The organism is Buttiauxella sp. B2 (assembly GCF_006376615.1).
Taxonomy (GTDB): domain Bacteria; phylum Pseudomonadota; class Gammaproteobacteria; order Enterobacterales; family Enterobacteriaceae; genus Buttiauxella.
The window spans coordinates 187,117-203,223 of the sequence record NZ_VEXQ01000005.1; the positions used below are offsets into that span (position 1 = coordinate 187,117).

Below are 16,107 nucleotides of genomic sequence, written 5' to 3' on the forward strand. Positions count from 1 at the left end.
ATGTTAAATTCGCCCCGCGTATGCATTCAGGTACAAAGCGTTTATATCGAATCACAGTCCTCCCCGGAGAACGAACGTTTCGTCTTTGCTTATACCGTCACCATCCGTAACCTGGGGCGAACACCGGTGCAATTGCTTGGCCGTTATTGGCTTATCACCAATGGTAACGGCCATGAAACTGAAGTTCAGGGTGAGGGCGTGATTGGCGTCCAGCCTCATATTGAACCGGGCAACGAATACAGCTACACAAGCGGTGCTGTTATTGAAACACCGCTTGGTACCATGCAAGGCCATTATGAAATGGTCGACTCTCAGGGCGATGCTTTCCGTGTCGCTATTCCCGTATTCCGTCTGGCTATCCCAGCCTTCATTCACTGATACGATGTCTACATACCTGATTGGTGACGTTCACGGTTGTTATGATGAACTGGTCGCCCTACTGCAACAGGTTGAATTTACACCTGGCAAAGATATTTTATGGCTTACGGGCGATCTCGTCGCGCGTGGACCTGGTTCGCTTGAAGTGCTGCGCTACGTGCGTGGGCTTGGTGATAGCGTGCGTATTGTGCTCGGCAATCATGATCTGCATTTACTGGCGGTTTATGCAGGCATTAGCCGCAATAAACCGAAAGATCGCGTATCTCAATTGCTTGAAGCACCTGATGCAGACGAACTGCTGAACTGGTTACGTCGCCAGCCTCTACTTCAGGTTGATGAAAAGAAAAAGCTAGTGATGGCTCACGCAGGTATTACACCACAATGGGATTTGAGCACCGCTTTAGCCTGTGCACGTGATGTCGAAGCGGTGTTATCAAGCGACAGCTATCCTTTATTCCTCGATGCCATGTATGGCGATATGCCAAATAACTGGTCACCAGAGCTCTCAGGGCTTGCTCGCTTGCGGTTTATTACTAATTCTCTGACCCGCATGCGTTATTGCTTCCCGAACGGGCAACTGGACATGTACTGCAAAGACACACCAGAAAGCGCACCTGCACCACTGAAGCCATGGTTTGCTATTCCAGGACCGGTGACGAATGAGTACTCCGTTATTTTCGGGCACTGGGCATCACTGGAAGGTAAAGGAACGCCAGAAGGGATCTATGGGCTGGATACCGGTTGCTGCTGGGGCGGTGAGTTAACCTGCTTGCGCTGGGAAGATAAAACTTATTTTGTTCAGCCATCAAATCGCCAGCAGGATGTTGGCGGTGGAGAAACGGCTATCGCTTCATAATAAAAAGCCCGGTTAACAAACCGGGCTTTTTATTTAACGACGCTCCAGAACTTCGAAGCAGTAACTGTGTGAGTTACTTTCGTCCGCATCATGGAATTCACTGAAAGTAGACTGCCATTCATCTGGTTCATAATCTGGGAAGTGCGTGTCCCCTTCTACTTCCGCATCAATATGCGTCAGATAAAGGCGCTGCGCCCTCGGCAGGAACTGTTCGTAAATACGTCCACCGCCAATCACCATAATCTCTTCCGCATCGCTACAGGCCTTAATAGCATCCTCAACGGATGAAACCCACTCAACACGCTCATCGGTGCCAGGTTTGCTGCTAATGACGATATTCTTGCGCCCTGGAAGCGGTCGACCGATAGATTCCCAAGTCAAACGCCCCATAACGACAGGTTTATTCAGTGTATTACGTTTAAACCAAGCCAGATCGGCAGGCAAGTCCCAGGGCATGGCGTTTTCCATGCCAATTACACGATCTACCGCTAATGCAGCAATCAGACTGATCATTCTATTAACCCAAGGGTGGTGAAAAAATTGCCGCCACTATACGGAAAGCGCATTCTTTCGTCGACTGTCCGCATGCCTGTCCGTGAGAATTTTTTTGTTCTGCTACTGTAAACACGTAACGTATTGCTTCCTGATACAGCAGGAACAATGAGTTAGCGTAAAAACGTCAAAAAGAGCGTAAAAAATTCTTAACCGGGCTGCCATCCACTATAAGTTTACGCAATTGCTGCGGTATAGTTCCTCTTTCTTCATCTCTGCCGGATAAAACCATGCTAGAAACCACGCTTTTCGTCGCTACCCTTGCCACTTTGGGAATGCTCTCTCCGGGGCCTGATTTCTTTCTGGTAATCAAGAATGCGGCTCGTTATCCACGCGCTGCGGCGATGATGACTTCATTGGGTGTCATTGGCGGCGTTGCCACGCACATGACTTATTGTGTCGCTGGTTTAGCAGTAGTGATCACGACCACACCGTGGTTGTTTGATGTCCTCAAATATGCCGGTGCCGCATATCTGATCTGGATTGGTTTACACGCGCTATTTTCTCGCGGCGGTAGCAAGATGGATGTCAGTAATGTTGAACGCCAGCAAACCACGCTTAAAAAAGCTTTCTTACAGGGTTACTTGTGCAACCTGCTGAACCCGAAAGCGACGCTCTTTTTCCTGTCTGTTTTCACTCAGGTATTAAGCGTGAACTCCGGTACTATGGAAAAACTCTGGTATGCAGGTGTGATTCTGATTCTGTCCGTAGTCTGGTGGCCGCTGTTGGTCGTATTGATTCAAAGCGAACCAGTTCGTCGTGGTCTGGCTAAGGCTCAAAAGATTGTCGATAAGCTATTGGGTGGAATGCTGATTGGGCTCGGAATTAAAGTTGCGTTGAGCTGATTTTTGGGCGGGATTGACCCGCCCATTGTTATTATTCTGCTAGTATCACGGGTGGATCATCAGCCAGTTTTCCCGAATGAATCCCCTCTTCCGTTCCTTGCCAGCCATGGTACTGGATCATCTTCAGATGTGGAAAATGCTCCTGCTGTTTTTGTGCTAAAATCACGTAACAGAAATGACAATTATCGCTTATATTTTAACCGCTCGATAACCTTAAGAAAAAATTATAACTCTGTGTTTTTCATAGAGACGACTTTAAAAAACATGATATTAAAGACATGTTGTTAATAACAGTATTGACACACGCATAAAAATGAGTAGATTAGATTTCAACGGCAGAGAAACTTAATTTGTCGTTGATATAGAAAGTGTTCAATATGTTCTTTAATAATATTGCGATAAAGGCCACGAAGTATTTTTTGTATGGGTTAATCAATGCGGGGAAAAAGTAACCGTCTCGCTTGATGATGCTTTAAGGCCACGTAGTCAGTAACGACAATCGCAAGGTGTGGACCAATGCGCGATGATGTAAGGCCATGATTTAATCTATATTGTTGCGAGTAAATTGAGTTAGTATTAGGCAGTAAATAGCGCAACAGCAGTCAGGCAACGCATCAAAAGTTTATATCGCGCCGGAAGATGTACTTGTTTAACCCGCTATGTTTTCAGGCAACCTGAATACCTGCGGAGTGTTCAACCGATAACTAATGGGAGGAGTTTTCATTTTTCAGTACCCAATATTATCAGTGATAAACGCGTACATTTAAGGTTGTACAAATAGCAGTACGAACCATTTAAGTGTATTAATGTTAAATTTTAGTTTAGTTGTAACGTAAAAGCCCTGGCATCTACCGTCAGGGCTTTTTTATTTATGCAGCAAACACATTGATAATAAAGACTCTATTGTTTGCCGTGTCGCAATCGAGGTTCATACCTCCAGAATGATGACCTGAACCCGGTCTCCCCCTTCTCTATAGACCAAACGATACCCATCTCCCGCAGGAGAGGTGATATGCAAAACCGAGGTTGTTTGGTGGCTCTTGTTAATTGTGGTGATTCGACGTGAACCGGTTCGTCGTGGTCTGGCTAAGGCACAAAAGATTGTCGATAAGCTATTGGGTGGAATGCTGATTGGGCTCGGAATTAAAGTTGCGTTGAACTGATTTTTGGGCGGGGTTGACCCGCCCATTGTTATTATTCTGCTGGTTTCACGGGTGGCTCATCAGCCAGTTTTCCCGAATGAATCCCCTCTTCCGTTCCCTGCCAGCCATGACGCTGGATCACGTTGAGATGCGCACGGTCTTCGTTGATCACCTCAGTCAGCCTCGCGCTGGTGCGTTTAAGCACATCTGCCCGTGATGTCCAGTCTGGCGCTGGCACCATTTCTTCCACCATCTGCGTATTGAAGCGGCGGAAATGATCGGCCCGTTCACGCGCTTCGTAGCTTCCCACACCTAAACCTTCCAGCGCCCTGCGCCCAACTTTCAACGCACCTTCAAAGGTTTCACGTTCTGGTTGTTCAACACCGGCAAGTCGCAGCCGAATGAAGTGGTCAAGATCACGTGCACGTGCAATCACTGTCAGATGTGGAAAATGCTCCTGTACCAGTTCTGCTAACTGCATATTGGCATCAGGGTCATCGATGGCATTGATCAACACCTCGGCTTTTGCCGCTCCGGCAGATTCCAGCAAATCCACGCGAGTTGCATCGCCATAAAAGACTTTAGTTCCAAACTTACGCAGCGTTTCAATGTGGTCAGGATCATGGTCGAGAACCACCATCTTCACACCGCTGGTTAGCAGCAAACGCCCGGCAATTTGTCCAAAACGCCCGAAACCTGCAATTATCACTCGCGGCTGTTCTTCGTCGATTTCATCCGCTTCGCGTGCCTGCTCTTTACCTGATTTTTCCAGACGATTTAGCATCACCAGCAACAGTGGCGTTGCCGCCATTGATAATGCAACGGCAAGGGTGAGCGATTTTGCCCAACTGTCGTCCAACACCTGTGCCATTTTCGCTGTTCCAAAAATAACAAAGGCAAACTCACTACCCTGCCCCAGTAGGACGGCAAACCAGCGCCGTTGTTTACGTGGCACATTAAGCGGTTTTGCTACGATCCATAACGTGATGATTTTAATCGCCAGGAAGCCGAACAGCAGCGCGATAATTCGCAGCGGATTTTGTTGTAGTGTTCCAAAATCTATCGACATCCCAACGCCAATGAAAAACAACCCTAACAGCAAGCCTTTGAAAGGTTCGATATCACTTTCCAGTGCATGACGATATTCCGAGCTTGCCAGTAGAACGCCTGCGAGAAACGCACCCATGGCCATTGAAAGCCCAGCTTCTTCCAGCAATAAACCAAAACCAAACACCATAAATAATGCCATGGCACTGAAGACTTCACGCAGGCCAGAGCGTGCAACAAATCGCAACAGCGGGCGCGTTACATAACGGCCTAAGAGTATGACTATCGCTAATGCACCCACCACTTTCAGCGCCGAAATAGAGAATGTGGCAAAGGTAGTCGTTGCGCCACTGCTGGCCAGTAATGGAATCATCGCCACCAGCGGGATAGCGGCAATGTCCTGGAATAGCAGTACGGCGAAGGCGCTACGCCCCATTTGCGAAACAGTCAGGTTGCGTTCGTTCATGGCTTGCATGGCTATGGCGGTTGAAGAAAGCGCCAACGTCAGGCCAATTAGCACGGCTACTTGCCAACGCAAACCGAGGAACATACAGAACAAACCTAGCAACAAACCACACGCCACCATTTGTAGCATGCCGCCGCCAAAGACTGACGCACGCAGCGTCCACAAACGTTGCGGATCAAGCTCCAGACCGATGACGAACAACATCAACACCACGCCAATTTCCGCAAAGTGCAGAATAGTTTCGGCATCGGTAACCAACCGTAATCCCCATGGGCCAATAATGCATCCTGCTATCAAGTATCCAAGCACCGAGCCTAGCCCAAGGCGAACCGCAATCGGCACAATTATCGCGGCTGAGCCGAGGTAGATCAGCGCCTGGATCATGCTGTGGCTATCCACGATTTGCCTCCTGCCAGTCGAGTAACCGCTGTTTGTACATTTCGGCTTGTACCTCGAGGGTGTTTTCGTCACAGACAAAAGTGAAATGGATGGTGAAGTGCGGCAACCAGTTCATACCGCAATACAATGCGGTAGCCTGCAGAGGCTGCCCGAGAACATCGAAACCAGGATGATTACCCAGCACGAAGTGGTTATCACCGCCTCCGGTCGTGACAGCCCACATCACGTTCTTACCGCACAGTGCCGTTCCGCCATGGCCATACGCCCAACCATGAGAAAGCACTTTATCGATCCACAGTTTCATCAGCGGAGGCATGCTGTACCACTGCATAGGATGCTGCCAGATAACCAAATCAGCGCGGCTTAATGCTTCCTGTTCGGCAACAATATCAATGCTGAAATCGGGGTATAACTCATAGAGCGAACGCACTTCCACGTCAGGCAAAAGCGAGGCCTGTTCGATCATTTTTCGGTTTGCATGAGAGTGTTGCGGGTAAGGATGTGCATAGATAATCAAAATCATAGTATTGCTTGTCCATATGCTTAGTCATCACAGTGTAGACGCTTAACAATAATCAGCCTACACGCGTGATTTACATCACAAAAAAAAGGCCCACCGAAGTGAGCCTTATTAAACTGAGCAACCAAAAATTATTTGGTTATCTGCGCGTGCATTTCCTGAACTGAAATCACTTTTTCAGTTGCATCAGCATTTAACGCCATCGCTGTCGCAAAACCACCGTTCAATGTGGTGTCGTAGTGCACTTTGTATTGCAGTGCGCTGCGGCGGATGAGTTTGGAATCCTCAATCGCCTGACGGCCAGCGGTAGTGTTGATGATATAGGTGTATTCGCCATTCTTGATACGGTCCTGAATGTGCGGACGACCTTCATGCACCTTGTTCACCAGACGTGGGTTAATGCCTGCTTCACCCAGCACAACAGCCGTACCGTGGGTTGCATCCAGTTCAAAGCCCTGCTTCAGCAGCTTGGCCGCAAGGTCCACGACGCGTTTTTTGTCGCCTTCACGCACTGACAGCAGCGCACGGCCTGGTTTACGCATGGTGGACTGGCTACCCAGCATCGCTTTCGAGAACGCTTCCGCAAAGGTGCGGCCCACGCCCATCACTTCACCGGTAGAGCGCATTTCAGGCCCTAACAGTGGGTCAACGCCTGGGAATTTGTTGAACGGCAGAACCACTTCTTTTACAGAGTAGTAAGGCGGGATGATTTCTTTCGTCATACCCTGCTCAACCAGCGTTTGCCCAACCATCACACGCGCGGCAACTTTCGCAAGCTGCATGCCCGTTGCTTTAGAAACAAATGGTACGGTACGCGCAGCACGAGGGTTCACTTCAATCAGGTAGACTTCGTTATCTTTCACCGCAAACTGCACGTTCATCAAACCGCGAACTTGCAGTTCGAAAGCCAGTTTTTGCACCTGTTGGCGCATCACATCCTGAATTTCCTGGCTCAATGTGTAAGCTGGCAGAGAACATGCGGAGTCACCGGAGTGAACGCCAGCCTGTTCAATGTGCTCCATGATGCCACCAATCAGCACGGTTTCACCATCGCAGATCGCGTCAACATCCACTTCTACCGCGTCGTCGAGGAAACGGTCCAGCAGTACTGGCGCGTCGTTCGAAACACTAACTGCAGTCTGGAAGTAACGACGTAAATCCACTTCGTCATAGACGATTTCCATCGCGCGGCCACCCAGTACATAGGATGGACGAACAACCAGCGGATAACCGATGTGCGCCGCTTTTTCTACGGCCATTTCGATAGTCGTAACAGTGGCGTTCGCAGGCTGTTTCAGCTTCAGGCGGTCAACTGCGTGCTGGAAACGCTCACGGTCTTCTGCACGGTCGATTGCGTCAGGGCTGGTGCCGATAATCGGTACGCCCGCGGCTTCCAGTTCACGAGCCAGCTTCAGTGGCGTCTGGCCGCCATACTGCACGATAACGCCTTTTGGTTTCTCAACACGGACGATTTCCAGCACATCTTCGAAGGTTACAGGCTCGAAGTACAGGCGGTCAGAAGTGTCGTAGTCGGTAGAAACGGTTTCCGGATTGCAGTTAACCATGATGGTTTCATAGCCATCTTCGCGCAGCGCCAGCGACGCGTGTACACAGCAGTAGTCAAATTCAATGCCCTGGCCGATACGGTTCGGCCCACCGCCCAATACCATGATTTTGTCACGGTCGTTGTTAGGGTTAGATTCGCACTCGTCTTCATACGTAGAGTACATGTACGCGGTATCAGTAGAGAATTCCGCAGCACAAGTATCAACACGCTTATAAACCGGATGCAGTTTGTATTGTTCGCGCAGTTTACGGATTTCTGATTCGCGAACGCCAGCCAGTTTAGCCAGGCGCGCATCAGCAAAGCCTTTACGCTTGAGCATACGCAGGAAGTCGTAGTCCAGACCGGTAATACCAATCTCTTCAACTTTTTCTTCCAGGCGAACCAGCTCTTCAATCTGTACCAGGAACCAGCGGTCGATGTTGGTCAGGTTGAATACGCCATCGACGGACAGGCCTGCACGGAATGCATCAGCAACGTACCAGATACGCTCTGCGCCAGCATCTTTCAGCTCACGGCGGATTTTGGTCAGCGCTTCCGGGTCATCCAGATTCACTTTCGGGTCAAAACCTGTCGCACCCACTTCCAGGCCACGCAATGCTTTTTGCAGTGATTCCTGCTGCGTGCGGCCAATCGCCATCACTTCACCCACAGATTTCATCTGTGTAGTCAGACGGTCATTCGCACCAACGAATTTCTCGAAGTTAAAACGTGGGATTTTGGTCACAACGTAGTCGATGGACGGCTCGAACGACGCAGGCGTTTTACCGCCGGTGATATCGTTCATCAGTTCATCAAGGGTGTAACCCACAGCCAGTTTGGCTGCTACTTTAGCAATCGGGAAGCCAGTTGCTTTTGATGCCAGTGCAGAAGAGCGCGACACACGCGGGTTCATCTCGATAACAATCAGACGACCAGTTTTCGGGTTAACCGAGAACTGCACGTTAGAACCACCAGTTTCCACGCCGATTTCACGCAGTACCGCCATCGAGGCGTTACGCATGATTTGATATTCTTTGTCGGTCAGCGTTTGGGCAGGAGCCACGGTGATGGAGTCACCAGTGTGGATGCCCATCGGGTCAAGGTTTTCGATGGAGCAAACGATGATGCAGTTGTCGTTTTTATCACGCACAACTTCCATCTCATACTCTTTCCAGCCAATCAGGGATTCGTCAATCAGCAGCTCTTTGGTTGGCGAAAGATCCAAGCCTCGTTCACAGATTTCTTCGAATTCTTCACGGTTATAAGCGATACCGCCACCGCTGCCGCCCATGGTAAATGAAGGGCGGATGATGCACGGATAACCCACGTCAGCCGCAACAGCCAGCGCTTCTTCCATGGTGTGTGCAATGCCAGAACGCGCAGTATCAAGACCGATTTTTTTCATCGCCACGTCGAAACGACGGCGATCTTCAGCTTTATCAATCGCATCGGCGGTAGCACCAATCATGGTGACGCCAAACTCGGCGAGTACGCCCTCACGTTCCAGTTCCAGCGCACAGTTCAGTGCAGTCTGGCCGCCCATGGTTGGCAGCACAGCGTCCGGACGCTCTTTCTCAATAATTTTGCGAACCACTTCCCAGTGAATCGGCTCGATGTAAGTGGCATCGGCCATTTCCGGGTCGGTCATAATTGTCGCTGGGTTGGAGTTCACCAGAATGACACGGTAGCCCTCTTCACGCAGCGCTTTACACGCCTGAGCACCGGAGTAGTCGAACTCACACGCCTGGCCGATAACAATCGGGCCTGCGCCGAGGATCAGGATGCTTTTTATATCTGTACGTTTTGGCATTTTCTTAGCTCCTGATACTTACTTGCTATTAAGAGTGGCGGTAGAACGATAGTGCTTAATCAATTCGATAAAGTGGTCAAACAACGGTGCTGCATCGTGCGGACCTGGACTCGCTTCTGGGTGCCCCTGGAAGCTAAATGCTGCTTTATCAGTACGATGAATACCTTGCAGCGTGCCATCGAACAGTGACTTGTGTGTTATGCGCAGGTTCGCCGGAAGTGTTGATTCTTCTACTGCAAAACCGTGGTTTTGAGCAGTAATCATCACGCAATCACGGTCGAGGTCTTTAACCGGGTGGTTGCCACCGTGGTGACCAAACTTCATCTTCACCGTTTTCGCGCCGCTCGCCAGAGCCAGCAACTGGTGACCCAGACAGATACCGAACACTGGCACATCTGTTTCAAGGAAAGATTTGATTGCACTGATCGCGTAATCGCACGGAGCCGGGTCACCAGGGCCGTTAGACAGGAAGATGCCGTCTGGATTTAACTTCAACACATCTTCTGCAGGCGTTTGCGCCGGCACGACAGTCAGGCGACAGCCGCGGTCAACTAACATACGCAGAATGTTACGTTTCACGCCGTAATCGTAAGCTACTACGTGGAACAGTAAATCTTCTTCTTTAGCCGCTTCTGGCAAATCGCCTTCAAGCGTCCAGCTCCCCTGTTGCCAGGCGTAAGATTCTTGCGTGGTCACTTCTTTAGCAAGGTCCATGCCGTTAAGGCCTGGGAATGCTTTCGCTTTTTCGAGCGCTAATGTGGCGTCCAGGTTGTCACCGGCAATAATGCAGCCGTTCTGCGCACCTTTCTCACGCAGAATGCGAGTCAGCTTACGGGTATCTATATCGGCGATGGCCACAATGTTATGGCGCTTGAGGTAAGAAGAAAGGTCTTCGGTATTGCGGTAGTTACTGGCAATCAGTGGTAGGTCACGGATAACGAGGCCTTGCGCATGTACCTGGGAGGATTCTTCATCAGCAGCATTGGTGCCGACATTACCGATATGAGGATAAGTAAGAGTGACTATCTGGCGGGAGTAGGAAGGATCAGTGAGGATTTCTTGATAACCGGTCATTGAGGTATTGAAAACGACTTCCCCAACAGCCTGACCCGATGCCCCGATGGCCCGACCGTGAAATTGGGTTCCGTCTTCCAGAACCAATATTGCTGACTTAATCAAAACACCCTCCAGAGAATAAACAGTCAATTTATTTGCATATTAATTCAAAACCATTTCATGAATCAATGCAAAACAGCCTGTCATTTGGATTTTTGACAAACGGCGGCATTCTAGTGAGCAGCCGCGGAAAAGTCTACCATAAGAGCAACTTTTTATGTGTTTTTTAGCGTTCTTATGGAAAAAAGATGAATTGACCGTTGAAATCAACAGCAAAGTTATAATGCGTAATCGGTTGCGGACCAGGATGAATAGGAAAATGGTGCCATGACGCATAAAAAGTGGACCGGATGGTCAAAATCAACAGCAAAACAACGAAACAACACCAGAAAAAGTAAATTTATGACGACTTTGAACAAAAAATAAAGAAAAGCACTTAAAAAAACAATAAATAAAAAGGGCAATAAAATATTGCCCTATCAATCAAACAATTATGATTGAAATAACCACATCACGATGGGTAATAACGTTTACAAACTATTGAGATCCAACACGTCACGCATGTCGTAAAGTCCATTTTTCATCGCACTAAGCCACAATGCCGATCTAACTGCGCCATTTGCAAAAGTCATACGACTGGATGCTTTATGGCTGATTTCAATACGCTCGCCGATGTCCGCAAACATCGCCGTATGTTCACCAATAATGTCGCCCGCACGCACTGTGGCAAAGCCAATAGTGCCTGGAATGCGCTCGCCGGTGTACCCTTCACGGGAATAGACCGCGCACTCTTTCAAATCTTTATCCATTGCCTGAGCAATAGCTTCACCCATTGCCAACGCGGTGCCAGAAGGTGCATCGACTTTATGACGATGATGCGCTTCGATTATCTCGATGTCGGTGTAGTCACCCATGACTTTGGCGGCTTTCTCCAGCAGCTTGAGCATCACATTAACCCCAACGCTAAAGTTGGCAGCAAACACAATCGGAACATCTACTGAAGCGTCTGTAATTGCCTGCTTACCCGCATCGTCAAAACCCGTCGTGCCAATCACCATGCCTTTACCGTGCTTACGGCAGAAAGCAAGGTGGTTCAGCGTGCCTTCAGGGCGCGTGAAATCGATGAACACATCGAAGTCATTGACTACTGCATCAAGGCTGTCACTTACGATGACACCCGTTTTCGCAACGCCCGCTAACTCGCCAGCATCACTTCCCACTAAGGATGAACCCGTACGCTCAAGCGCCGCACCCAGTTTTACGCCATCTAACTGCAATGCCGCCTGAATCAGTTGTCGCCCCATGCGACCACCCGCACCCGCGATTGCAACGCGGACTTGTGACTCATCCATATTTACTCTCTTTGATTAATCTGCACAGATAACATTCTCAGGTTAACCAGCCCGCTCGCAGGCCGCCACCCGAAAACACGGATAATAAGAAATTTATGACAAAACCCCGTAATTATCAGTAAAAGACATTATTCCCGTAATAAAAGCAGGCCATTGTCGATTCTGGTGATCTGCTTAACGCGTTTGTGATCCAAAACCACACGATTCTCGTACCACCAGTGTGGGCGGGAGTATTATTCGTTTCGGCGGCTCGTCATTACCCTGAATACGGCTATACAACAACTCACCGGCTTTACGACCAATCTCTTTGGCAGCAACCGAAACGGTGGTCAGAGCAGGCTGTACCAGCGATGCTTCGGTGATGTCGTCAAATCCTACCAGCGCAAAATCAACGCCTGGCTGGTGGCCCATTTTGCGTAGCGTCTGCATCACGCCCAACGCGACAATATCCTGATAACACACCGCCGCCGTGATTTCCGGGTAGCGACGGAACAAATTTTCGGCCACTCGCGCACCGTCACTTTGGCTGGCCAATGACGAAACCACCCACTCGCTATTTGGCTGAATACGATGTTCCAGCAATTTACTGCTGTAACCACCAATACGTTGCGCGCGGCTGATGGAGTTTTCACTACCGCCGATAAACGCGATATGGCGATGCCCCAGACGCAGCAAATGCTGTGTCGCCATTTGTGTGCCCAAAAAGTTATCAGTGCCGACGAAATCGAAATCCACGTCATCCATTGGGCGCACCACCATAATCGCCGGAATGTTGCGCCGTTTCAGGGTTTCAAAAAACAGCGGTGGTGTCTCCCTTGCCGCGCACAGCACCATCCCGCAGGCGTTATTGCGCATCAGAGAATCGACAAATTTTTGCTGCCGTTCGCCGGACTCTTCGCTATTTGCCAGAAACAGCAACAAGTCATGGCGTTCCATTTCCTGGCTCAGTCCAGCTGTCATTTCGCCGTAAAAAGGGTTGGTGATGTCGTGCAGCAACAGCCCCACTTGGTTGCTGGTGCGATTGCGTAAATTCGCCGCCGTCTGGTTGTAAACGTAGCCCAAATCATCCAGCGCTTTAAGTACGCGTTGACGGGTGGCATCAGAAATACGGCCTCGATTGTGCAAAACCATCGACACAGTTGCGGTTGATACAGCTGCCTGTTTAGCAACCTGGGCAAGGGTAACGGTGCTCATCGGCACTCCTCTGAATGGTGCGATTTTTCACAGATTAATCGAATAACCAAAAAATTGCATATTTCAATGTGAATGCCATCACAGATAACTCAAGTTTAAGCCACACCTTGTTAAAAATGGCGGGTTAATCGCGTTTACCACACTGTTCAAAATGGGTTAATCGATTAATCTTAATCTATCAGAAACAGGGAGAATACTATGCATCCGGCATCCTACGATAAGTATCCCGAAGTCCGCGTTTCGGGGTTTGACCATCAGGCATGGCAGGGATGGTCCGCCATAAAACAAGCCGTCAGTGAGCAACTCTCGTGCTCAGGTAAAACAGTACTGGTGATCGACTGTTACCCCGGCGTTCAGTTAGACACTCTGCACACGCAACTCATCACCCACCTTAACCCAGCGCTTATCATTAATGCCGAGTCAGCGCGATTAAGCGAGCAACACCTGCATGATTTGCTGGCTTATAACCTGACAGACGATCGCGTATTCGGTGTGCTTTCTTGCCACGAATTAACCGAGTTTTTCTGCCCGCAGACACTGGCCGCTGCACAGCAGGAAATCGCTGACATTAACGAAGGCCTGGTCGTGGTTTATGGCCCAGGCGCTGCACTTATCCATGCTGGCGACGTGCTGGTTTATGCCGACCTGGCTCGCTGGGAAATTCAGCAACGTTTTCGTCGGGGTGAATTAGGTAACTGGGGAGCGAATAATAACGATGAAGATATTCTGCGCCGCTACAAACGTGCTTTTTTCATTGAATGGCGCGTATTCGACCGCCATAAAACGCCACTTCTGAAGCGCGCTGATTTTCTGCTAGATACCAATAATCCGGATAAACCGGCAATGGTTAGCGGTGCAGCACTGCGCCACGGCCTGCAACAAACCACGCAACAACCCTTCCGGGTGGTGCCATTCTTCGACCCCGGTGTTTGGGGTGGGCAATGGATGAAAGACAAGTTTAATCTCGATCCCTCAAAGCCAAATTACGCATGGTGTTTTGACTGTGTGCCCGAGGAGAACAGCCTGTTACTGCGTTTTGGTAATGTGCGGATCGAGATCCCTTCTCAGGACTTGGTATTACTCTATCCTCGCCATTTACTTGGCGAACGCGTCCACGCCCGTTTTGGCGCTGAGTTCCCGATCCGTTTCGATTTCCTCGATACCATCGGTGGGCAGAATTTAAGTTTCCAGGTTCATCCGATTACTGAATACATCCAACAGCATTTTGGAATGCATTACACCCAGGATGAAAGCTATTACATGCTGGAAGCCGAACCCGGTGCGGAAGTTTATCTGGGGACGAAAACGGGAATCGATCCACAAGAAATGCTCGACTCTCTTGCTCGCGCCCAACGCGGTGAGAAAGCGTTTGATGATGAGAAATTTGTTAACCGCTTCCCTGCACGTAAACACGATCACTTCTTGATCCCTGCAGGCACAGTGCATTGTTCCGGCTCTGGCGCAATGGTTCTGGAAATCAGCGCCACTCCGTACATCTTCACCTTCAAATTATGGGACTGGGGCCGTTTGGGTCTGGATGGTTTGCCACGCCCAGTGCACCTTGAACATGGCGCACAGGTCATTGACTGGCAACGCGATACACAGTGGGTTACCGAACATCTGGTTAACCATTTTGAACCGATTGCCGAAGGTGACGGTTGGCGTGAGGAACGCACTGGTTTGCATGAGCGTGAGTTCATCGAAACCCGTCGCCATTGGTTTACTCAACCCGTAACACATCATACGCACGGTGGCGTGAACGTGCTGAATCTGGTGGAAGGTGCCGAGGCTCTGGTCGAAAGCCCAGGTGGCGCATTTGAACCTTTTGTCGTGCATTACGCCGAAACATTCATCATTCCAGCAGCCGTAGGGGAATATCGAATTTCACCTTATGGCAGCGGTAAAAATCAGCAACTCGCCACCATGAAAGCTTGGGTAAGGGGATAAATATGATCAACGTCATTCTGGCAACACACGGTTCACTGGCAGAGGCACTGCTGGCAAGTTCTCGCATGGTATACGGCGAACTGCCGCATGTTTTCCCCGTCATGCTGACTGAAAACAAAGGTATCAACAGTTTTGGAGATGAGTTTGCGGCAGTTCTGCAACAGGCAAGCAAAGGGGCCGATGGAGTGGTGGTGTTGTGCGATTTGCAAAGTGGTACGCCGTGGAACGTGGCTTGCCATCATGCCTTCAACCCTGAGACACAGCCACCGGTTACCGTGCTCGCAGGGGTCAACTTCCCCATGCTCCTTTTGAGCGATGAGATAAAAGATCTTCAGGATATCGAGCAAGCCACCACGCAATTACTGGCTAACACCCAGGACACGCTGGTACAGGCAATGCTTACTGAAACTGCACAGTCAGATGATTTCTAAGGGGCAACGATGAGCATTTCCTTTGTACGCATTGACGACCGGGTGATCCACGGCCAGTTGGTCACCCGCTGGGCAAAAGAGCTGCCGTGTGATGGCATCATCGCCATTGACGACGCCGTCGCCGCCGATCCTTTGCTCTCATCGGTGATGAAAGGCGCGGTTCAGGACATCAAAGTCTGGCTGTTTGATACCGCAACCGCGATTGAGAAATTGCCAAAAATAATCGCCAGCGAAAAGCGTTATTTCGTGATTGGCAAATCGCCCGTCACGCTAAAAAACATAGAAGAAGCAGGTATTAGCCTGCAAAACAGTAATCGAAAAATCAACGTTGGCCCGATGAGCGCACGAGCCACAACCACCACTATTGGCCCTAACCAGTCTGTGAACCCGGAAGAGGCAGCTGCGTTCGACTACCTCGTGCAGCACGGGCATCAGATTGAATTTCGTCTGGTGCCCGATGCCAGCAGCTACAGCTGGCAGGACGCTCGCCAAAAACTCAAATAAAG

Annotated in this window: 13 protein-coding genes and 1 pseudogene; 7 read left to right on the plus strand and 7 right to left on the minus strand. The window is 49.7% G+C overall.

The window, feature by feature from the left end; genetic code table 11:
* Positions 1-378 (plus strand): Co2+/Mg2+ efflux protein ApaG, encoded by a 378-nt coding sequence (gene apaG / locus FH968_RS08615; RefSeq protein WP_064560838.1) that lies wholly within the window; start codon positions 1-3, stop codon positions 376-378.
* Between the two features lie 4 nt (positions 379-382).
* On the plus strand, positions 383-1,234 hold the full coding sequence (gene apaH / locus FH968_RS08620) for a bis(5'-nucleosyl)-tetraphosphatase (symmetrical) ApaH (RefSeq protein ID WP_139878733.1): 852 nt from the start codon (positions 383-385) through the stop codon (positions 1,232-1,234).
* 33 nt (positions 1,235-1,267) lie between these two features.
* On the opposite strand, the gene folA is transcribed toward apaH, so the two are convergent.
* Entirely contained in the window at positions 1,268-1,747 is a 480-nt protein-coding gene (gene folA / locus FH968_RS08625) for a type 3 dihydrofolate reductase (protein ID WP_139878734.1), read from the minus strand.
* Positions 1,748-2,016: 269 nt separating this feature from the next.
* On the opposite strand from folA, the gene FH968_RS08630 reads away from it, so the two are divergent.
* Together FH968_RS08630 and FH968_RS08635 are read left to right on the plus strand one after the other, a co-directional pair.
* Positions 2,017-2,631 carry a LysE family transporter gene (locus FH968_RS08630; RefSeq protein WP_139878735.1) on the plus strand — a complete coding sequence of 205 codons (615 nt, stop codon included), beginning with the start codon at positions 2,017-2,019 and terminating at the stop codon, positions 2,629-2,631.
* Between the two features lie 1,031 nt (positions 2,632-3,662).
* Positions 3,663-3,794, plus strand: a pseudogene (locus FH968_RS08635) (LysE family translocator); the annotation flags it as partial.
* A gap of 31 nt (positions 3,795-3,825) precedes the next feature.
* Here FH968_RS08635 and kefC read toward each other — a convergent pair.
* From kefC to FH968_RS08665, 6 genes are all read right to left on the minus strand, one after another.
* Positions 3,826-5,685 (minus strand): glutathione-regulated potassium-efflux system protein KefC, encoded by a 1,860-nt coding sequence (gene kefC / locus FH968_RS08640; protein ID WP_189389034.1) that lies wholly within the window; start codon positions 5,683-5,685, stop codon positions 3,826-3,828.
* Positions 5,678-6,208, minus strand: a complete 531-nt coding sequence (gene kefF / locus FH968_RS08645; protein WP_139878736.1) for a glutathione-regulated potassium-efflux system oxidoreductase KefF — start codon at positions 6,206-6,208, stop codon at positions 5,678-5,680. The genes kefC and kefF overlap by 8 nt, the downstream gene beginning before the upstream one ends.
* Before the next feature lie 128 nt (positions 6,209-6,336).
* Positions 6,337-9,561, minus strand: a complete 3,225-nt coding sequence (gene carB / locus FH968_RS08650; protein WP_139878737.1) for a carbamoyl-phosphate synthase large subunit — start codon at positions 9,559-9,561, stop codon at positions 6,337-6,339.
* Positions 9,562-9,579: 18 nt separating this feature from the next.
* The gene (carA, locus tag FH968_RS08655; RefSeq protein WP_139878738.1) at positions 9,580-10,740 is read right to left on the minus strand and encodes a glutamine-hydrolyzing carbamoyl-phosphate synthase small subunit; all 1,161 of its coding nucleotides are present in this window, start codon (positions 10,738-10,740) and stop codon (positions 9,580-9,582) included.
* Between the two features lie 467 nt (positions 10,741-11,207).
* On the minus strand, positions 11,208-12,029 hold the full coding sequence (gene dapB, locus FH968_RS08660; RefSeq protein ID WP_139878739.1) for a 4-hydroxy-tetrahydrodipicolinate reductase: 822 nt from the start codon (positions 12,027-12,029) through the stop codon (positions 11,208-11,210).
* Between the two features lie 174 nt (positions 12,030-12,203).
* On the minus strand, positions 12,204-13,223 hold the full coding sequence (locus FH968_RS08665; RefSeq protein ID WP_139878740.1) for a LacI family DNA-binding transcriptional regulator: 1,020 nt from the start codon (positions 13,221-13,223) through the stop codon (positions 12,204-12,206).
* Positions 13,224-13,421: 198 nt separating this feature from the next.
* Between FH968_RS08665 and FH968_RS08670 the strand changes: the two genes are divergently transcribed.
* The 3 genes from FH968_RS08670 to FH968_RS08680 are packed head-to-tail and all read left to right on the plus strand — an operon-like array spanning position 13,422 to position 16,105.
* Complete coding sequence (locus FH968_RS08670) at positions 13,422-15,170, plus strand: class I mannose-6-phosphate isomerase (RefSeq protein ID WP_139878741.1); 1,749 nt, start codon at positions 13,422-13,424, stop codon at positions 15,168-15,170.
* A gap of 2 nt (positions 15,171-15,172) precedes the next feature.
* Entirely contained in the window at positions 15,173-15,601 is a 429-nt protein-coding gene (locus tag FH968_RS08675; protein WP_139878742.1) for a PTS sugar transporter subunit IIA, read from the plus strand.
* A 9-nt stretch (positions 15,602-15,610) separates the two neighbouring features.
* Entirely contained in the window at positions 15,611-16,105 is a 495-nt protein-coding gene (locus FH968_RS08680) for a PTS sugar transporter subunit IIB (RefSeq protein ID WP_139878743.1), read from the plus strand.
* Positions 16,106-16,107: the final 2 nt, after the last annotated feature.